At 67.3% G+C, this 19,797-nt stretch carries 15 protein-coding genes, 1 tRNA gene and 1 riboswitch; of the genes, 9 read left to right on the top strand and 7 right to left on the bottom strand.

Annotated features, from left to right (window positions below; translation table 11 throughout):
• Positions 1-4: 4 nt before the first annotated feature.
• The gene (locus K8P63_RS02165) at positions 5-412 is read right to left on the bottom strand and encodes a DUF3775 domain-containing protein (RefSeq protein ID WP_223798250.1); all 408 of its coding nucleotides are present in this window, start codon (positions 410-412) and stop codon (positions 5-7) included.
• Between the two features lie 131 nt (positions 413-543).
• On the opposite strand from K8P63_RS02165, the gene K8P63_RS02170 reads away from it, so the two are divergent.
• Positions 544-620, top strand: a tRNA-Met gene (locus K8P63_RS02170).
• A 216-nt stretch (positions 621-836) separates the two neighbouring features.
• On the opposite strand, the gene K8P63_RS02175 is transcribed toward K8P63_RS02170, so the two are convergent.
• Positions 837-1,603, bottom strand: a protein-coding gene (locus tag K8P63_RS02175) for an IS5 family transposase (protein WP_223796151.1) whose coding sequence is annotated in 2 segments (ribosomal slippage) — positions 837-1,291 and positions 1,291-1,603 — 768 coding nt in all. Because the reading frame shifts where the segments join, the coding sequence is not laid out codon by codon here.
• A 98-nt stretch (positions 1,604-1,701) separates the two neighbouring features.
• Here K8P63_RS02175 and K8P63_RS02180 point away from each other — a divergent pair.
• Complete coding sequence (locus tag K8P63_RS02180; RefSeq protein WP_223796150.1) at positions 1,702-1,929, top strand: hypothetical protein; 228 nt, start codon at positions 1,702-1,704, stop codon at positions 1,927-1,929.
• 45 nt (positions 1,930-1,974) lie between these two features.
• Here the strand turns inward: K8P63_RS02180 and K8P63_RS02185 are convergent, their stop codons facing one another.
• Complete coding sequence (locus K8P63_RS02185; RefSeq protein ID WP_223798251.1) at positions 1,975-2,577, bottom strand: GDSL-type esterase/lipase family protein; 603 nt, start codon at positions 2,575-2,577, stop codon at positions 1,975-1,977.
• A gap of 234 nt (positions 2,578-2,811) precedes the next feature.
• On the opposite strand from K8P63_RS02185, the gene K8P63_RS02190 reads away from it, so the two are divergent.
• The 6 genes from K8P63_RS02190 (at position 2,812) to K8P63_RS02215 (ending at position 12,655) form a co-directional block, all read left to right on the top strand.
• A complete protein-coding gene (locus K8P63_RS02190; protein WP_223798252.1) occupies positions 2,812-3,729 on the top strand; it encodes a LysR family transcriptional regulator in 918 nt (305 codons plus the stop codon).
• A 93-nt stretch (positions 3,730-3,822) separates the two neighbouring features.
• Positions 3,823-5,280 (top strand): amidohydrolase, encoded by a 1,458-nt coding sequence (locus K8P63_RS02195; RefSeq protein WP_223798253.1) that lies wholly within the window; start codon positions 3,823-3,825, stop codon positions 5,278-5,280.
• A 15-nt stretch (positions 5,281-5,295) separates the two neighbouring features.
• On the top strand, positions 5,296-6,297 hold the full coding sequence (locus tag K8P63_RS02200) for a D-cysteate sulfo-lyase (RefSeq protein WP_223798254.1): 1,002 nt from the start codon (positions 5,296-5,298) through the stop codon (positions 6,295-6,297).
• Positions 6,297-7,025, top strand: a complete 729-nt coding sequence (locus K8P63_RS02205; protein WP_223798255.1) for a cysteate racemase — start codon at positions 6,297-6,299, stop codon at positions 7,023-7,025. Before K8P63_RS02200 ends, K8P63_RS02205 begins: the two co-directional genes overlap by 1 nt.
• Positions 7,026-7,331: 306 nt before the next feature.
• Complete coding sequence (locus K8P63_RS02210; protein WP_223798256.1) at positions 7,332-9,737, top strand: TonB-dependent receptor; 2,406 nt, start codon at positions 7,332-7,334, stop codon at positions 9,735-9,737.
• A 116-nt stretch (positions 9,738-9,853) separates the two neighbouring features.
• Positions 9,854-12,655: a M14 family metallopeptidase gene (locus tag K8P63_RS02215; RefSeq protein ID WP_223798257.1), complete on the top strand. Its 2,802-nt coding sequence runs from the start codon at positions 9,854-9,856 to the stop codon at positions 12,653-12,655.
• A 151-nt stretch (positions 12,656-12,806) separates the two neighbouring features.
• Here the strand turns inward: K8P63_RS02215 and metE are convergent, their stop codons facing one another.
• The 3 genes from metE to K8P63_RS02230 form a co-directional block, all read right to left on the bottom strand.
• Complete coding sequence (metE, locus tag K8P63_RS02220; protein ID WP_223798258.1) at positions 12,807-15,092, bottom strand: 5-methyltetrahydropteroyltriglutamate--homocysteine S-methyltransferase; 2,286 nt, start codon at positions 15,090-15,092, stop codon at positions 12,807-12,809.
• A gap of 106 nt (positions 15,093-15,198) precedes the next feature.
• Positions 15,199-15,417: riboswitch (cobalamin riboswitch) on the bottom strand.
• Between the two features lie 41 nt (positions 15,418-15,458).
• Positions 15,459-16,601 carry an alpha-hydroxy acid oxidase gene (locus tag K8P63_RS02225; protein ID WP_223798259.1) on the bottom strand — a complete coding sequence of 381 codons (1,143 nt, stop codon included), beginning with the start codon at positions 16,599-16,601 and terminating at the stop codon, positions 15,459-15,461.
• The gene (locus tag K8P63_RS02230) at positions 16,586-17,266 is read right to left on the bottom strand and encodes a Fe2+-dependent dioxygenase (protein ID WP_223798260.1); all 681 of its coding nucleotides are present in this window, start codon (positions 17,264-17,266) and stop codon (positions 16,586-16,588) included. The genes K8P63_RS02225 and K8P63_RS02230 overlap by 16 nt, the downstream gene beginning before the upstream one ends.
• Before the next feature lie 131 nt (positions 17,267-17,397).
• On the opposite strand from K8P63_RS02230, the gene K8P63_RS02235 reads away from it, so the two are divergent.
• Entirely contained in the window at positions 17,398-17,913 is a 516-nt protein-coding gene (locus tag K8P63_RS02235; protein WP_223798261.1) for a hypothetical protein, read from the top strand.
• Here the strand turns inward: K8P63_RS02235 and K8P63_RS02240 are convergent.
• A complete protein-coding gene (locus tag K8P63_RS02240; protein WP_223798262.1) occupies positions 17,895-19,724 on the bottom strand; it encodes a DUF885 domain-containing protein in 1,830 nt (609 codons plus the stop codon). The genes K8P63_RS02235 and K8P63_RS02240 overlap by 19 nt on opposite strands.
• Positions 19,725-19,797 lie beyond the last annotated feature (73 nt).

Genomic DNA, 19,797 nt, shown 5'->3' on the forward strand with positions numbered 1-19,797 from the left:
GGGCTCAGTCGATCTGGCCGATGCCCTCGCAGCTCAGGTCGAACGCGGCGAGCCCGGCGTCCAGATAGCCGGCAAGCGTCGGCATATCGAGCAGTTGCTCGGCCGGATCCTCCGAATCCGGATCGGCCGCCGCCTCGAGCGCATCGCTCCATTCGCTGGCATCGTAGGTGCCACGGCCGACCCATGCGAGCGCGAGGATCTCCTGCACCTGATCGTCGCCCAGGTCGTCGAGCAGCGCCACGATCTCCTGCTCGGTCGCCTCGTTCGCATCATCCTCCAGAACGGCGAACTCGTCGTCCGAATCGGTGGGATCCTCCTCTTCGTCGGTCTCGATCGACGGCACCTGCGCCTCCAGCTCGCGCGCACGCACCATCAGGCGACAGATCGTCTCCAGCGGGGTCAATAGGTCCATCAGGGGCCTCCATTTCATTATCGATTCGGTATCGACAGCGCGAACGTGGCCGAAGCCGCCGGGTTCCGCATCGCGCCCAGCGAATGGTTGACCCTGGCCGGGCGGCCACCTATAGGCCCGCGACGCCTCGGGGCGGAGTAGCTCAGCTGGTTAGAGCAGCGGAATCATAATCCGCGTGTCGGGGGTTCAAGTCCCTCCTCCGCTACCATCAATGAGCCCGCTGGCTCGTCTAGGTCGCAGCCTCCAGGGCAATATCGGCGACGATCTCCGAGTCGATTATACGAAGCGCACCACTTCGCGTGCGACCAGGGCGACGAGCGCCAGGCAGGCGATCAGCTCCAGAAATTCCACCAGCAGCAGACGTTGCGGCATGACACCTCTCTCCCATTTTTTGGAGAGACGCCCTGCGGATGGTTAAGGCACACTAGGCCGTAGACTCATAAGCGCGTAGCCACAGTCGCATTGAAGCGAGCTGAACCATAGCGAGGAAGTTTGCGGCGAGCTTGTCGTAACGAGTGGCGATGCGCCGGAAGTGCTTCAGTTTGCTGAAGAAGCGCTCGACCAGATTGCGCTCGCGATAGAGCTGCTTGCTGAAGCATGGTTTCCATTTGCGATTGGATTTGGCCGGGATGTTGGGCACTGCGCCTTGGGCCTCGATAAGGCCGCGGATGCCATCGGCATCATAAGCTTTGTCCGCGAGTACGATGGTTCGCGGACCGAGACGGTCGAGCAGGTGATACGCGGCGGGGCTGTCATGCGCCTGCCCGGCGGTCAGGCCGAGCCGGATTGGGAGCCCTTGCGCGTCGACGACTGCGTGGATTTTGGTCGTGAGGCCGCCCCGTGAGCGACCGAGACAATGATCTGGATCCCCCTTTTTGCCGTCGCGGCCTGCTGGTGGGCGCGAACGGAGGTGCTGTCGATCATCTGGATGTTGCCGTCATGTGCGGCGGTGATGGCGTCCATCATTCGATCCCACACGCCCGCCTTCCGCCATCGCACGAAGCGGTTGTAGCAAGTCGTGCGAGGGCCGTAGCGCTCGGGCAGGTCACGCCACGGCGCACCGGATCGCAGCACCCAGAAGATGCCATTTAGCACGCGCCGGTCATCTACGCGCGGCACGCCTCGCGGTTTGTTGGGCAGCAGCGGCTCGATCACTCGCCACTCGAAGTCTGTCAGATCATATCGGCTCATGCCGAAGCTGAATCACAATCTGGCTCGGCGTGAAAGCGGGTCGGCGGCTCCGCCGGCACTAGCTTTTTCCGGTGTAGCTCATGAGGTAAGATCTGCGGATGGACACCCGATCGCGCACGCTGCCTGCTCATATCAGCGACAAAGTTCGTGAAATGCCAGAGACCTCTTATGGCAGCACCCGCGTGATCGTGACGCTCGATGACGGCAGTCGCGTCCGTGATGTCCATGTCGCTTGGGCAACGGAAGTGGTCAGGGTCGGCCAGCAGGATGATATTACGTTTGATGCCTCACGGGTCGTAAACATCGAACTTCAAAGCCCCGCGTAGATCACCCTTTTATGGGTTCACGACCTAGTCGATTGACGGCACCGTTCATGCGGACTGCGTTGCTGCTGCGGCCTTCCGTATGGCCGCCTCAGCGTGCCCCCGCATCGCGCGATAGCCTGCCGACGTGAGGTGAATCCCGTCGGTGGTGTATTGGCGTTTCAACGCGCCGGAACGCGCCAGCGCGCGGGCATAATCTACATGGATCACGCCGAAGGCACGAGCATGCCTCTCGATCCCGTCCCGCAACGCAGGAAAGAAATCAGGATATTCGAACATCTGCTCGGCCTGGGCACCGATCGGCGGCGGCGCAGCGAGCACCACGGCGATACGGTTCGCCCGTGCTAGCTGGATCATCGCCCCGATATTCGCGATCGACGTGGCGGCGCCGGCACCTGGCATTCCACGCCAGAGGTCGTTCGTTCCGCCCATGATGTGCACCACTCGCGGTCGCGCGGCCAGAACATCGGCCGAAAAGCGCGCGAGCATCTGCGCCGTGGTGTCGCCCGAAACGCCTTTGTTGATCCAGCCGGGTCGAAACCAGCGGGGGGCGACGGCGCTCCAGAATGCGGTGATCGAGTCGCCGATGAAAACCGTTCGAGGTTGGTCGTCGCGATATCTCGACCACGGGAATAGGTTTGCCAGAGCCATGCGTTGCGCAACGGCCTTACGCCGGCATTGGCGCCATAGCCATCCCGAGGATCCGCGGTACTTGCCTCATGGCGCACGTTTGTTGCGCCGGCATATGGCGCGCGAATGGTTGCCGAAAGGCCGCACATGGCGGGGCACACTATTTCTTGTCCGCAATGTCCGTTGGCAGCCGTCGCGCGGCTGATAAGCTGACCATGAATCGGGAGGGGAAGCCCGGCGCGAGGAGGAATGGGCATGAACCTGCGTCAGATCGAGGTCTTTCACGCCGTCTATAAAGCCGGCTCGATCAGTGCGGCATCGCGGCTGCTCAACGTCTCGCAGCCGTCGGTCAGCAAGGTCGTGAAGCATGCCGAGACGCGACTGGGCTTCTCGCTGTTCCAACTGGTGCGCGGGCGCCTTGTGCCGACCGACGAGGCGCACCTCCTGTTCCGCGACGTCGAGGATTTGCACGAGCGGATCGACATCTTCCAGCGGACGGCGCGCAACCTGCGCACCTCGGTGGAAGGGTGCATCCGGCTCGGCGTGTTGCCCTCGCTCGCGCTGTCGGTGACGCCGGCGGCGATCGCGCGCTTCCGTCACATCGCGCCGCGCGTCACCTTCGAGGTGCATGCCGTCCATCATGACAGCTTTCGCGAGGCGCTGGGTTCGCGCGAGTGCGACATCGTCATCGGCCATCACCTGTTCCGCGATCCCGCGCTCGCGTCGGTGCCGATGGGGCAGGGCAGCGTCGGCGTGCTGTTCCGGCGCGACGCGCTGCCCGAAGCCGGGGCGACGGTCGACCTGGATATGCTGCGCGACAAGGAGGTGATCAGCTTCGCACCCGGCGTCGCCATCGCCGATCTGGTCGGGCCGGCAGCCTATCCCTTCACCGCCGAGCTGCGCCGGTCGATCGTGGTGCGCTCGGTCTATATCGCCGCGGCGATGGCACGCGAGGGCGCGGGCATCGCGATCGTCGACGAATTCACCGCGCGCGGTTTCGTCTCGTCCGATCTGTGCTTCCGCCCGCTCGCGCCCGCGGTCACCTTCCAGCTGGAGGCGCTCCATCTCGCCGAGCATCCGTTGTCGCGCGTCGCGCGCGGTTTCCTGGATGCCAAGAGGGCGATGCTGAGCGAGCCGATCGCGGGCATCGGGGAGGCGACACCCTTGCCCTGAGGCTATGGGGCGCGATCAATATGGAATAGCCGCGCCGCTTGTCCGCCTGCGCGGGGCGCGCCTAGCATCGCCCGACGGTGATGGGGCGATGCGATGCGGACGATATTGCTGGCGATTGCGGGCTTAAGCGCGAGTGCGGCGCTGGCGGCACCGCTGACCGCGCCGCAACGGGCGAAGGTGCTGGCGGGGGTCGATGGCGCAGCGGTCGCCGCCGACGCCAAGGCGATCTGGGGCTTTGCCGAGGTCGGCTATCAGGAACAGAAGAGTTCGGCACTGCTCGCCGACCGGCTGCGCAAGGCCGGGTTCGAAGTGACCACCGGCATCGCCGGCGAGCCGACCGCGTTCGTCGCGCGCTATCGCAACGGTGCCGGCCCGGTGCTGGCGATCACCGCCGAATATGACGCGCTGCCCGGCCTCGCGCAGCGCGCGGCGCCGACCAAGGCGCCGATCGCGGGGCAGGATGCCGGCCATGGCTGCGGCCACAATTTGCTCGGCGCGGCCTCGGTCGGCGCGGCGATCGCGGTGAAGACGTGGATGAAGGCGTCCGGCACGCCCGGCGAGCTCCGCGTCTACGGCACGCCGGCGGAGGAGGGCGGATCGGGCAAGGTCTATATGGTGCGCGACGGCCTGTTCAAGGATGTCGACGTCGCACTGCACTGGCATCCCGGCAACGCCAATTCGGCCGCGCAGAGCATCACGATGGCGAATGCCAACGGCAAATTCCGCTTCCACGGTATTTCGGCGCATGCGGCAGCCAATCCCGACAAGGGACGTTCGGCACTCGACGCCGTTGAGATCATGGACGTTTCGACCAACTTCATGCGCGAACACGTACCCGATCGGACGCGCATTCATTACGTCATCACCAATGGCGGCGGCGCGCCGAACGTCGTGCCCGATTTCGCCGAGGTCTTCTATTACGTCCGCAGCTACGATCCCAAGATCGTGATCTCGGTGATGGATCGGGTGAAGAAGGCCGCGCAGGGTGCCGCACTCGCGACCGAGACGACGTCGGAGTTCGAGCAGATTGGCGGCGTCTATGCGATGCTGCCGAACGACACGCTCGGCCAGGTGATCGATCATAATCTCCGTTCGCTGGGCGGCATTACCTGGACGGCGGACGAGACCGAGTTCGCGACGACGCTCGCCAAGAGCCTGCCCGCCGCCTCGCCGCCGCTTGCCAGCGTCGGCACGATCGAGCCTTATGCGGTGCGCACCTCGCCCGATGCTGCGGGCGCTTCGACCGACATGTCCGACGTGTCATGGGTGGTGCCGACCGGCGGGCTGACCACCGCGACATTCGTGCCGGGGTCGCCCGGCCATAGCTGGCAGAATGCCGCCGCCGCCGGCACGACCATCGGCAGCAAGGGCGCGGTGCTCGCCGCCAAGACGCTGGCGCTCTCCGCCGCCGAACTGCTGCAGAGCCCCGACGTGATCGCCAAGTCCAAGGCCGAACTCAACGATCGCCGCGGCGCGGGCTTCACCTATGCGGCGATGGTCGGCGATCGGAAGCCCGCGCTCGATTATCGCAAGAACGGCCGCGCCGAATAACCAAGGAATGATTGCATGAACCTCGCCCGTTTCCCGCGCCGCCGCTACACACCGAACGCCACCGCCATCGAGCCGATGTCGCATCTTTCGGCGGCACTCGGCGGCGCGCGCCTGTTCATCAAGCGCGACGACCAGCTCGGCCTGACCGCCGGCGGCAACAAGACGCGCAAGCTGGAATTCCTCGTCGCCGAGGCGTTGGCGCAGGGCGCCGATACATTGGTCACGGTGGGGGCGGTCCAGTCGAACCATTGCCGGCTGACCGCGGCGGCGGCGGTGCGCGAGGGGCTGAAGTGCCGCCTCGTGCTCGAACAGCGCGTCCCCGGCAGCTACGATCCCGCCGCGTCGGGCAACAATTTCCTGTTCGATCTGCTCGGCGTCGAGAGTGTCACCGTGGTCGATGCCGGCACCGATCTCGCCGCCGCGATGAACCGGGTGAAGGACGACCTCGCCGCCGAGGGGCGCAAGGGCTATGTCATTCCCGGTGGCGGCTCGAACCCGCTCGGCGCGCTCGGCTACGTGTCGTGCGCCGAAGAGATTTTGCAGCAGACGTTCGACATGGGCCTTTCGCTCGATCGCATCGTCGTCGCCAGCGGCTCGGCCGGCACCCATTCCGGGCTGGTGACGGGGCTGCTCGGCAACAGCGCGGGCATTCCCGTCACCGGCATCAACGTGCGCCGTCCGCGCGCGGAGCAGGAAGGCAATGTCCACGCGCTCGCCGAAGCCACCGCATCGTTCGTCGGATCGTCGGTGCCCGTGCCGCGCGATGCGATCGTCTGCCGCGACGAGTGGGTCGGGCCGGGCTACTCGCTGCCGACGCCCGAAATGGTCGAGGCGGTGCGCCTGTTCGCACGTACGGAGGGCGTGCTGCTCGATCCGGTCTATACCGGCAAGGCGGCGGCGGGGCTGATCGGCCTCGTCCGTTCGGGCGAGATTGCGCGCGACGAGACGGTGCTGTTCGTCCACACCGGCGGCGCGCCCGCGCTCTACGCCTATCAGCCGGTGCTGAGCGCGGTCTGATGGACGCGCGCATCGTTGGCGTGCTGGGCGGGATGGGCCCGGCGGCGACGATCGACTTCATGGCGAAGGTGCTGCGCCACTCACAGGCGGCGCGCGGGCCGGGCAGCCGCGAGCAGGAGGATGTGCGGCTGCTGGTCGACAGCAACCCGGCCGTGCCCGATCGCAATGCGGCGGTGGCGGGCACCGGCCCGTCGCCCGGCCCGGCGCTCGCCGCCATGGCGCAGGGGCTCGCCGGCGGCGGTGCGGCATTCCTGGTGATGCCGTGCAACGCCGCCCATGCCTTTGCCGATGCGATCGTCGCGGCGACCCCACTGCCCTTCGTCAGCCTGATCGCCGAGACCGCGCAGGCGATCCGCGCCGATTTTCCCGCGATCGAGCGGGTGGGCGTGCTCGCGGTCGATGCCACCGCGCGCGCGCGTCTCTACGAGCAGGCGCTCGAGCCGCTCGGCATCGCACCGATCGTTCCGGAAGGGGCGGCGCGCGCGCGCTTCATGGAGACCGTCTGGCGCATCAAGGCCGGCGATACGGGCGATGCGACGCGCGCCGCCATGCGCGCCTCCGCGGAGGCGCTGATCGCCGACGGGGCGCAACTGATCGTCGCCGGCTGTACCGAGGTGCCGCTGGCACTTGGACCCGGCGACCTCGCGGTGCCGTTCCTCGACGCGACCGATATCCTTGCGCGGCGCACGGTCGCCTATGCGCGGGGCGAGGCGCTCCCGGCGCGCTGAAGGACGGCCTTCGGACCACTTTGTAAAGGCGCACGGACGCGATCGGTGTCGGCGGATTGCCGGGGCCGCCCTGTGTCTTGGGCGATGCGCGAGATCATAACCTGAAGCTATGGCCTGCCGAAACCTTGGAAAGGCTTCGCTGTCGTAAATGTGAAGCATCGCGCGATGCGCCATGCCTATAGTCCCGCTGGGAGAGGAGCTGTCGCAGCTGACAAGGCCGCAGCTTCCGCAAGATCCGCGAAGAAGGCGCGCAAGCGCACGAATAGATGCGGGCGTCAAGGAGGACTGGGCCAAAAGGGGAAAGAAATGCGCGATCTCACTCGTCTTCTGTTCGTGTCTGCGTCCATATTATCCCTGTCTTCTCCGGCCTTTGCGCAGAGCGGCCCGCCCGCTTCGGCCGACACGTCGACGTCGGGTGCCGGCCCGGCCGAGCTGGGCGCGTCCGACATCAACAATGGCGAGATCGTCGTCACCGCGACCAAGCGCGCGACCACCGTGCAGAACACGCCGATCTCGATCACCGCGCTCACCGACAAGTCGCTGCAGAATCTCGGCGCGACCCAGCTGTCACAGTTCGTGGCGCAGGTGCCGGGCCTGAACCTGGTCCAGAGCGATTCCGGCCGCCAGCGCATCTCGATCCGCGGCATCCAGACGGCGGGCGAAAGCACCGTCGGCCTCTATTATGGCGAGACCCCGCTGACCGGCCCGTCGGGCACCAGCTCGGATCCGTCGGGCACCACGCCCAACCTCAACCTGTTCGACGTGCAGCGTGTCGAGGTGCTGCGCGGGCCGCAGGGCACGCTTTACGGCTCGGGCTCGATGGGCGGCACGCTGCGCGTGATCTTCAAGGATCCGAACCTCACCAAGTTCGAGGGCGCGAGCGAATTGCAGGCCGAGGGCACGCAGCATGGCGGCTTCGGCTATTTCGTGAAGGGGATGGTCAACGCCCCGCTGGTGGATGGCGTGCTGGCGGGCCGCCTCGTCCTCTACCGCCAGCAGGATGCCGGCTACACCGACGATCCGGTGATCGGGAAGACCGACCTCAATCGCAACGTGCTGCAGGGCGGCCGTGCGATGCTGGAATTCAAGCCGAGCACGAACCTGCAGATCAACGCCACCGCGATTTTGCAGACGCAGCGTTATGGCGGCACGTCGCAGTGGACGCCGAGCGCGGGCGACTATGTCTCGCTTCAGAAGATCGCCTCGCCAGCCTATGACAAGCTGCAGGTGTACAATCTCGACAGCAAGCTGGACATCGGCTTCGGCACGCTGACGATGGCGAACAGCTATTATCGCTGGAACATCCAGCAGACGAACGACAATTCCGACAATTACGCCAGCGTCGCCAAATCGAATGCTTATTGCGGCCTGTACCAGAACACCTTCTCCGGATCGCTTCTGCAGAAGACGAGTCCGGGCAACACCTCCGCCGCCGCCCGCTGCACGACCGCGGTCGGCGGGGTCAGCTCGGCGCAGCAGCTGGCCGACTATGCCTCTTACGCCGCGTCGCTGCAGCCGATCGGCGCTTACCAGCCGCGCTTCGTGCGCAACTTCACCAACGAGCTGCGCCTGAGCTCGAACAGCCGCGGCCCGCTGATCTACACGTTCGGCATCTTCCGCGAGGATCGGCGCGACCGCGTCGACACGCTGGTTTTCCCCGGCATCGCCGGCACCGGCGAGATGCGCCAGCCCGTCACCGATCTCGGCTCGCGCTTCGTCCGCGATCTCGTCACGCAGACGGCGGAGTTCGGCGAGGTCAGCTACAAATTGTTCAACAGCCGCCTCGAGCTGACGGCGGGTGCGCGTCACTACCACTATGACAAGACCGTGGGCGGCGCGAACCTCGGCTACAATTATTTCAACGGCCAGACGCCGAGCCCCTACAGCGAGATCAAGGCCAAGGCCGACGGTTTCGTGAAGAAATTCAACGCCGATTTCCACGTCACCAAGGACATCATGGTCTATGCCACCGCCTCGCAGGGCTTCCGGCCCGGCGGCGCGAACCTGACGCCCGGCGTGCCCGCGGCGAACGTCACCTATTCGCCGGACACGCTGTGGAACTATGAAGGCGGCGTGAAGACGCAATTCTTCGATCGCAAGGTGACCTTCAACGTCGACGGCTATCGCATCGACTGGAGCAACCTGCAGACTTCGGTGCGCTCGACCGCCGGCAACTTCTCCTTCCTCGCCAATGTCGGCGGCGCGCGCGTTTACGGTGCCGAGGTCGAGGCGAGCGTCACGCCGCTCAAGGGTCTGCTGTTCAACGCGACGTTCAACTACAACCACGCTTACCTGACCGCCGACCAGATCCTGAACGTCACGGATGCCGGCGCGGGCATCCCGCCGTCGGCGTCGGGCCGCAAGGGCGATCTGCTGCCCAACGTGCCGAAGATGACCGCCTCGGCCGGCGCGGAATATGATTGGCCGCTCTTCGGCGAGTTCGACGGCCTCGTCCGGCTGGATTACACCTACACCGGGCGGATGCAGTCGACGCTCCACCTCACCGACGCCGCCTATCGCGTCTATGGCAGCTACAGCCTGTTCAACGCCCGCGTCGGCATCCAGAAGGGCAATGTCGGCGTGTTCCTCTACTGCAGCAACCTGTTTGACAAGATCGGCATCAACGTCATCAGCGCGGTCACCGGCGTGCCGGATTATTATTCCACGACGCGGCCGCGCACGGTGGGCATGAACGTGCGCACCAGCTTCTGAACCCCCCGGAATGCAGGCGGGGCGGTATCGGATATGCCGCTCCGTCTGTGTTTCCGCTGTATCGCTTGCCTTCATGGAATGTGGCCGCCCCCGCGGCCTTGGGAAAGGGACGGATGATGCGCAGCTTGCTGCTCGCGACCACGATGTTCGGACTGGTGACCCTCGCGCCGCTGGGGGCGCCCGCGATCGCGCAGACCGCGCCGCCGACGCAGGCCCGCGTCACGCCGCCCGACGACGTCGTCGGCGGCAAGGTCGGTGCCGACTATTTCCTCGCCAACTACACCAACACCACCAAGTGGCTGCAGAAGGTGGCGGGCGAGAGCGATCGGATGAAGCTCATCTCGATCGGCAAGACCGCCGAGGGCCGCGACCAATGGATGGCGATCGTCTCCTCACCCGAAAATATCCGCAATATCGACCATTATCGCCAGGTCTCGCAGCAGCTCGCGCTGGCGAAGGGGCTGACCGACGATCAGGCGCACGCGCTCGCCAAGGACGGCAAGGCGGTGGTGTGGATCGACGCCGGCCTGCACGCGACCGAGGTCACCAACGCGCAGACGCATCTCCAGATGGTCTACGAGATGCTGACCAAGAACGATCCCGAGACGCTGCGGCTGCTCAACGACGACATCACGTTGTTCGTCTGGGCCAATCCCGACGGGCTCGAGCTGGTCGCCGACTGGTATATGGCGCCGCAGGACCAGAAGAAGCGCGCGACCGAGACGATCCCGGTCCTCTACCAGAAATATGTCGGCCACGACGATAATCGCGACAGCTTCGCCTCGAACCAGCCCGAGACGACCAACATGAACCGCGCCGGATATCGCGAATGGTATCCGCAGATCCTCTATAACGAGCATCAGACCGGGCCCGAGGGCGCGGTGGTGTTCATCCCGCCGTTCCGCGATCCGTACAATTTCAACAACGAACCGCTCGTCATCAACCAGACCGACGTGGTCGGCGAGATGATGCACGCGCGCCTCGTGGCGCAGGGCAAGGGCGGCTCGGTGATGCGCTCGGGCGCGCCTTACTCGACCTGGTTCAACGGCGGCATCCGCACGGTCGGCTATTTCCACAACCAGATCGGCATCCTGACCGAGATCATCGGCAACCCGACCCCGATCGAGATCCCGCTGGTGCTCAAGAACCAGCTGCCGCGCCAGGACGAGGTGATGCCCATCCCGCCGGGCCCGTGGCATTTCCAGACCAGCCTCGATTACATCAAGGAGATGGATCGCGCGGTGCTCGACTATGCGTCGCGCTATCGCGAGACGGTGCTCTACAATCGCTACATCATGGGTCGCAACGAGATCCAGAAGGGCAGCCAGGATAGCTGGGTGATCACGCCGAAGCGCCTCAACGCGGCGCGCGACGCCGCCGCCAAGGCCGGCGCGGGCGCTGCACAGGAGGATAATGGCGGCGCGGCGGTGATCGGCCGCGAGGATCGGCCGGTGCCGACCGAGCTGTACCAGACGGTGCTGCACGATCCGGCGATGCGCGCGCCGCGCGCCTACATCATCCCGGCCGATGCGCAGCCGGACATGCCGACCACGGTCAAGTTCCTGAACTCGCTCATCAAGAACGGCATCGAGGTGCAGCAGGCGACCGCCGCCTTCACCTTTGGCGGCAAGAGCTACGCCGCCGGCTCGTACATCGTCCGCACCGATCAGGCGTTCCGCCCGCACGTGCTCGACATGTTCGAGCCGCAGGACCATCCGCAGGATTTCGCTTACCCCGGCGGTCCGCCGATCCGCCCCTACGACATCACCGGCTACACGCTCGCGCTGCAGATGAACGTGAAGTTCGACCGGCTGCTCGACGGCGCGCCGCAGGCCTTCCCGGTCATCCCCGACGTGATCGAGACGCCGCCAGCCGGGCATATGCTCGGCAGCGGGAGCGCCGGCTATGTCGTCAGCCACGCCACCAACAACAGCTTCACGCTCACCAACCGCCTGCTCAAGGCCGGGCAGAAGGTCTATTGGCTGAAGGCGGCGACGACCGTCGACGGCGAGGCGCTCGCGCCCGGCGCGCTGTGGATCCCGGCCTCGTCGGCCGCCAAGGCGGCAGTGACGAAGGCGGTCGCGACGCTCGGCATCGACGCGCATGCCGTCGCGGCCAAGCCCGCCGGCGACGTGATCGCGGTCAAGCCGGTGCGGATCGGCCTGGTCGACATCTATGGCGGCTCGATGGCGTCGGGCTGGACCCGCTGGCTGTTCGACCAGTATGAGTTCGGCTACAGCCGCGTCTATCCGCAGGAGCTCGATCGCGGCGGTCTCAACCGCAAATATGACGTGCTGATCTTCCAGAGCGACGTGCTGGGCCGCGAGGATTATCCGGGGCGCGGCCAACCCGACGCCGCCGAAATCCCGGCGCAATATCGGTCGTGGCTCGGGAAGATCACCAAGGAGAAGACCTATCCGGCGGTGGCCGATTTCGCCAAGGCGGGCGGCACGGTCATCACGATCGGCAACGCGTCCGCAATGGGGCCGGCGCTCGGCCTGCCGGTGACGAACGTGCTGATGACGACCGGCAAGAACGGCAAGCCGGCGACGATCCCGTCGAGCAAATATTATATCCCCGGCTCGATCCTGACGGCGAAGGTCGACACGAGCGATCCGCTCGCCTTCGGCCTGCCCGAGACGCTCAACGTCTTCTATTACAACAACCCGGTGTTCGTTGGCTCGATGAGCGATCCGTCGCTGCACAAGGTCAGCTGGTTCTACAATGACGATCCGCTGGTCTCGGGCTGGGCGTGGGGGCAGAAACTGCTCAACGGCAATGTCGGCGTCGTCGATGCGGCGCTCGGCAAGGGCCACGTCTTCCTGCTCGGGCCGGAGGTGACGCAGCGCGGCCAGCCCTATCCGACGTTCAAATTCCTGTTCAACGGCCTGTTCTACGGGCCCGCGACGAAGGGCTGAGCGGAGCGGAGCGGGGCGAGCGGGGGTAGTCCCCCGTTCGCTCGGCGCGAACGGATCGGCTCGTGCTCCCGCGAATGCGGGAGCCCAGGGCTGCGGGCGTAGTGCCCGATAACCCTGGGCTCCTGCCTCCGCAGGAGCACGGAGGTGTGGGTCAGGGGGTGGCGCGCAAGGTGCGCGCCGCCGCCACCATTGCGGCGATCGCCGGCTTCACCTCGTCCCACTTGCGCGTCTTGAGGCCGCAATCGGGGTTCACCCACAATTGCTCGGGCCGCAGATGCTGCTGGGCGAGCCGCACCAGCGCCACCATTTCGGCCTCGGTCGGCACGCGCGGCGCGTGGATGTCGTACACGCCCGGCCCGATCGCGCTGGGGTAGCGATAGCGGGCGAAGCCCTCCAGCAGCTCCATCTGCGAGCGCGCGGTCTCGATCGAGATCACGTCGGTGTCCATCGCGCCGATCGACGGCAGGATGTCGTTAAACTCCGAATAGCACATGTGGGTGTGGATCTGGGTCGCGTCGGCGACGCCGGCCGCGGTCAGCCGGAAGCAGTCGACCGCCCAGTCGAGATAATGCTGCCAGTCGCGTCGGTTGAGCGGCAGCCCCTCGCGCAATGCCGCCTCGTCGATCTGGATCGCCTTGCAGCCCGCGGCCTCGAGATCGAGCACCTCGTCGCGGATGGCGAGTGCGATCTGGCGGCACGACGCCTCGCGCGGCTGGTCGTCGCGCACGAAGCTCCAGTTGAGGATCGTCACCGGCCCGGTCAGCATGCCCTTGACCGGCTTGTCGGTCAGCGACTGCGCATAGCGCCACCATTCGACCGTCATCGGCGCCGGCCGCGAGACGTCGCCGTAGAGGATCGGCGGGCGCACGCAGCGCGAGCCGTAGCTCTGCACCCAGCCGCCGGTGGTGAAGGCGAAGCCCGACAGCCGCTCGCCGAAATATTGCACCATGTCGTTGCGCTCGAACTCGCCGTGGACGAGCATGTCGAGCCCGATCTCTTCCTGCCAGCGGATCGTGCGCGCGGTCTCCTCGCGCAGGAAGGCGTCGTAGGCCGCGTCGTCGATATTGCCGCGACCATGCTCGGCGCGCGCTTTGCGCACTTCGGCCGTCTGCGGGAACGAGCCGATCGTCGTGGTCGGGAAGGGCGGCAAGCCGAGCACGCCCGCCTGCGCGGCGGTGCGGGCGGCGTGGCCGCTGCGGCGCTCGCGCATGGCGGGGGTGGCAGCGTCGATGCGCGCCGCGACGGCGGGATCGTGGATCAACGGCGAGGTGCGGCGGTTGGCGGCGGCGCGCGACGCCAGTTCCAGCGCGTCGGGCACGCTCTCGCGGCCTTCGTTGAGCGCGCGCTTGAGCACGGCAAGCTCGGCCACCTTCTGCGCGGCGAAGGCGAGCCATTGCGTCACCTCGCGATCGAGCCCGCGCTCCAGCGCCAGATCGACCGGCACGTGCAGCAGCGAGCAGGACGGCGCGATCACGATGTCGCGCGTCGCCGCGACCGGCTCGATCCGGTCGAGCAAGGCGGCGAGGTCGGCGCGCCAGACGTTACGCCCGTCGATCACGCCGAGCGACAGCAGCAGCGACTTGGGTGCCGCCTGCAGCAATGGCTGGAGCTGCTCGGGCGCGCGCACGAGATCGACGTGCAGCCCCGCCACCGGCAGGTTCGCCGCGAACGACAGATTGTCGCCGAGGCTGCCGAAATAGGTCGCGAGCATGATCTTCACGCTTTGGCGCGCCAGCTTGGCATAAGCGCGGGTGAGCGCGCGCCGCTGACGCTCGTCGAGATCGAGCACCAGCACCGGCTCGTCGATCTGCACCCATTCGACGCCCGCCGCCGCCAGCTCGGCGAGGATCGCCGCATAGCGATCGAGCACGGTGTCGAGCAGGTCGAACGGATCGATCCCGCGGCCCTTGGCCAAGGTCAGCCACGTCACCGGGCCGAGCAGCACCGGGCGCGTCTCATAGCCCGCCGCCTTGGCCTCGCGATAATCGTCGACGATCTTCGCCCGGCCGGGCGTCAGCCTCTGGCCGGCGGTCAGTTCGGGCACCAGATAGTGATAATTGGTGTCGAACCATTTGGTCATCTCGCACGCCGTCAGGCTGCCATGGCCGTGGCCACAGCCGTCTTCGCCCGCGGTCGTGCCGCGCGCCATCGCGAAATACAGCTCGGTCGCGTCGGTGATCGCGGCATAGCGCGCTGGAATCGCACCCAGCATCACGCTGGTGTCGAGCACATGATCGTAGAGCGAGAAATCGTTGGACGGCAGCCAGTCGACGCCGCCGGCCTGCTGCCGCGCCCAGGCGGCGGTGCGCAGGCCCGATGCGGTTTCCTGCAGGTCGGCGAGGCTGGTCTGGCCCGACCAGTATTTTTCGAGCGCGAATTTCAGTTCGCGGCGCGGCCCGATGCGCGGGAAGCCGAGCGTGGCGACGGTGACGGTCATGGTCTTCATACCCCGATGAAGCGCGGGCATGCAGACCGGACACAGGCATGCGCGGACGACGGCCGGCCGCGGCATGCAAGCGGCCAGCCCGGACACCCCGCCGGTGGACGTTATCGCGTCGGAGGCAGGTCTCCTGGCTCACGGATCGTCGCGTCGGCCTGGCCTTCCCGGCGGCTGGAAGCCGCCAGTGACACGTCTCGGCCGCCGCTCACCGCTTACAGTTGCGGGGGCAGCGCCGGCCTTGGCCACCGTGAGGCGGCCGCACCGGCTTCCCGTCTTAGCTCCGTCGGCAAACCGGCGGAGAACCTCGACGATGCGCGTGTCCCATGCCACCGCCGGACCGTCAAGTCGCATATAAAGCTTTCTTTATATGTGTTCGGCGAAGCGTGTGCGCAGTCGGTCGGGCGTGAGGGCGGCGGGGGTGCGGCAGCCGAGCTGGACCATCGCCTGCTCCAGCTCGGCGCGCAGCAGATGCAGGATGTGGGCGACGCCCGCCATGCCGGCCACGGCGAGCGCATGCACCTGCGGGCGGCCGATCATCACCGCCGTTGCCCCCAGCGCGAGCGCCTTGGCGATATCGGTGCCCGATCGCACGCCGCCGTCGAGCAAAAGCGGCACGCGCCCGCCGATCGCGTCGGCCATCGCCGGCATCATCTCGGGCGCGGTGACCACGTCGTCCAGTACGCGTCCGCCATGGTTGGAGACGACCAGCCCGTCGGCGCCATGTTCGATCGCCATCGCCGCGTCGGCGGGGTTGAGAACGCCTTTGAGCAGGATCGGCAGGCGCGTCTGCGCGCGCAGCCACGCGACATCGTCCCAGCGCGGCGCGGCATCGACCAGCAGCGTGCCGAACAGGATCGCGCCGCCGGCGCTGGTCGTCTGGCGCAAGCGGGGATGGCCGCGCAGATTGGCGGCATCGACGCCCGCGGGCAGCGTCAGGCTCGCGCGCTTCACCGCCGAATCGACCGTCAGCATGATCGCTTCATACCCTGCCGTTTCGGCCCGGCGGACGAGATCGAGGCTGCGCGCGCGCTCGTCCTGCAGATAGAGCTGGAACCACAAGGACGCGGGCGGCCGGCCGAGGTCGGTCGCGGCGGCGCGGCTCGCCGTCGCCACCTCCTCCAGCGTCACGCTCGACAATGTGCTGAGCACCATCCCCGTCTCCAGCGCGGCGGCGGCGCGCGCGGTCGCGAGTTCGCCCTCCGGATGCGCGAGCCGGTGAAAGGCGATCGGCGCGAGCAGGATCGGCGCGGCGTGCGTCCGCCCGAACAAGGTGGTCGCCGTGCTTCCCCCGCGCAGGTCGGCCAGCACGCGCGGCAGCAGCCGCAGGCGCGCGAAGGCGGCGCGATTGTCGTGTAGCGTGCGTTCCTCGCCGCTGCCTTCTTGCACATAGCGCCACGCCTCGGCCGCCATATGCGCCGCCGCGCGCGTCTCGTAATCGGCGAGCGTCGCGACGCCGTCGGGCACGCCCGCATGCGGCGGCAGCGGCGCGGTCACGTCGTCGACCATTGCCGCAGCAGATTGTGGTAGACGCCGGTCAGCCGGTCGAGCGCGGCATGCTCGGGATGATCGCCGGTCAGGTCGCGCACCGCATTGTCGAGCTCGAACAGCAAGCGGCGCTGGTCGTCGCGCTGGACCATGCTCTGCGTCCAGAAGAAGGCGGCGAGCCGCACGCCGCGCGTCACCGGCGTCACGTGGTGCAGGCTGCTGCCGGGATAGATGACAATATGCCCGGCGGGCAGCTTGACGCGCTGGGTGCCGAACAGATCCTCGATTACCAGTTCGCCGCCCTCGTAGCTGTCGGGATCGCTGAAGAACAAGGTCGAGGAGATGTCGGAGCGGACGCGCTGCTGCGAGCCGGGCAGCGGGAAGATCGCGCTGTCGACATGGCTGCCATAGGTGCCGCCACCCTCGTAGCGGTTGAAGCGCGGCGGCAGCACGCGCAGCGGCAGCGTCGCGGCGATGAACAGCGGGTTGCGCCCGAGCCGGTCGAGGATCAGATCGCCCAGTTGCCTCGCGACGGGATGATCGAGCGGCAGCTGCAGGTTGCTCTTCACGGTCACCGCACGATGGCCGGCGGTGGTGCGGCCATCCTCCCACGCGGCGGCCTCGAGCAGAGCGCGCGCGTCGCGCACCTCGTCGGGGGTGAGCAGATCGGGAATCGAAAGCAGCATCGTCGATCGTCCTTCGCGCGAGCCTTGGGGCTCCGTGCGCGCCGAATAGCGGAAAGCGGCGATGCTGCCATAGTGCGTCACGCCGGCGCCGCGTTGCGCGCCGTTTATCCGCTGATGACGGGAGGCGTGTCGTGGACGAGGGTTCAAGCGGGAAGGCTGCCACCGCCTTTCCCTATCACCGCAGCATCTCGCCGGCGTTGGGCGTGCTGCTAGGCCTCGCCTTGGTCGAGACGGCGGTGCTGCACCTGATCGCGATGGCATTGTGGGGCTGGCCGATCGCCTTGCCGCTCGGCCTGCTCGACGTGGCGCTGGTCGCGGTGCTGGTCGGCCTGCTGCGCTCGATCCGTGCGCGCCCGGTGACGATCGCCGACGGCGTGCTGACGATGCGCCTCGGCTGGCTGAAGGTGGTGCCGATCCCGCTCGCCCACGTCGCTGGCCTGCGCGGCGCGTGGGATGCGGCGGCGATGAAGGCGCCGGGCGTGATGAACCTCGCGCTCGCGGCGTGGCCCAACGTGGTGGTCGATGTCGCGCCGCCCGTGCGCGTGCGCCGCCGCGAGATCGTCGCGGTCGCGCACAAGCTCGACGATCCCGCCGTCTTCGTCGCCGCGCTGGATCGCGCGCGTGCCGCTCAGGCGCCGGCGACGTAGCGGTCGACCACCTCCGACAGCAGGGTCAGCGGCATGTTGCCGCCGAGTACGATCGCATCGTCGAAGCGGCGCAGGTCGAAACGCTTGCCGAGCTTCGCCTTGGCGTGATCGCGCACGCGGTTGATCTCGTTATGCCCCATCTTGTAGCCGCACGCCTGCCCGGGCCACGAGCAGTAACGGTTGAGCTCGGCGCGCAACTGCTCGCGCGGCTGGCCGGTGCCCGCGGCGAAGGTATCGAGCGCCTGGTCGAAGCCCCAGCGCTTGGCGTGCACGCCGGTATCGACCACCAGCCGCATCGCGCGGAAGTTGATCGACTGGAGGTAGCCGATCCGGCCGAGCGGATCGTCGGCATAGACGCCGAGCTCGTCGCCGAGCTGCTCCGAATAGAGCGCCCAGCCCTCCGAATAGGCGTTGAACGCCAGCAGCGAGCGGATCAGTGGCAGTTTGAAGCTATATTCGCCCTGCCAGACATGGCCGGGAATGCCCTCGTGATAGCAGAGCGTCGGCAGCGAATAACGCGGCCAGATGTGGGTATCCTTGAGGTTGATATAGTAGGTGCCGGGGATCGACCCGTCCATCGAGCCCGGCCCGGCATAGCCGTTGGGCATGCCGTCCTGGATCGCGGGCGGCACGCGCTTGATGACGAGATTGCCCTTCACCAACGTCGCGAAGGCGCGCGGCAGGCGCGTGCGCACGTCGGCGATGACGCCGTTGAGGTAAGCGAGCAATTTGGCACGGCCGGCATCGTCGTTGCTGAACAACAGGTCGGGGCGCGTCGACAGCGCGGTAAGCCGCTCGCCGACCGTGCCCTGGCTCAGCCCCTGCGCCTTCAGCAGCGTATCGATCTGCGAATCGAGCGCGCGATGCTGCTCGACGCCCAGTTTGTGCAGCTCGTCGGGGCTGTAATTGGTGGTGGTCGCCGCCTTTACCAGCCACGCATAATAAGCGTCGCCATCCTTGCACGCCCAGACGCCGGGCGCGTCGGTCGCCTTCGCCCGTGTCGCGCGCAGCGCCGCGATCTGGCGGCGGAGCGCTGGGACGGCGCGCTCGGCGGCCAGTTTCTCGGCGCGCGCGGCATGGCTGGCGGGCAGGCCGGCCTTGGCGCATTTAGCGGCGAAGCTCTCGATCATGCCCCAATGCGCCACCGGGCCGGCGGCCATCGCGCCCATCTGCTTGGTGGTGATGTCGTTGAGGAAGTCGGGCAGGATTGCGCCCTTGGCGGCGTCGGCGGCGACGCGGCCGGTGTCGCCGTCGATCTGGCCGGCGAACGCCTCGATCCGCGCGAGATAGGCGTCGGCATCCTCGGCGGTGGCGACGGCGTGCCGCTCCTCCAGCGTCGACGGTATGGTCACGTAGGCGCCGCTATTCTGCGAGACGACGAAGGGCGAGTTGGCGAAATTATGGTCGGCGTTGAGCACCGCCACCTCGCCGACCGGCATCGCGCTCCAGCCGTCGACGGCGAGCTGGAAGGCGGTGGTCGCGACGTCGAGATCGAGCGCGACCGACGGCGACAGCGCGCCGCGATCCGCTGCCTTGAGCTTGGCCAGCTGGGTCGCCGCCGATGCCGCGCGCGCATGATCGGCGGCGGCGGTGCGATCCGACAGGCGCGAGCGCAATGCGGCATGCGCGCCCTTGTCGATGCCCAGCCCCAGGGCGACCTCGGGATAGGTGGTAAGCAGCCAGTCGGCGGTCTGCGCCAGCAGCGCGGTTGCGGTGGTATCGCCCGGCACGGCGGGCGCCTGCGCCGGCAGTGCGCCGGCAAGGCCGATGGCGCCGGCACCGGCCAGCATTTCGCGTCGCGTGGTGAACATCTGTCGTGGTTCCCGGATCAGCTATGGTGTGCTCCTGCGCAGGCAGGAGCCCAGAGCCACGCGTCACGTCCGC

This window comes from Sphingomonas nostoxanthinifaciens, assembly GCF_019930585.1.
Lineage (GTDB): Bacteria > Pseudomonadota > Alphaproteobacteria > Sphingomonadales > Sphingomonadaceae > Sphingomonas_I > Sphingomonas_I nostoxanthinifaciens.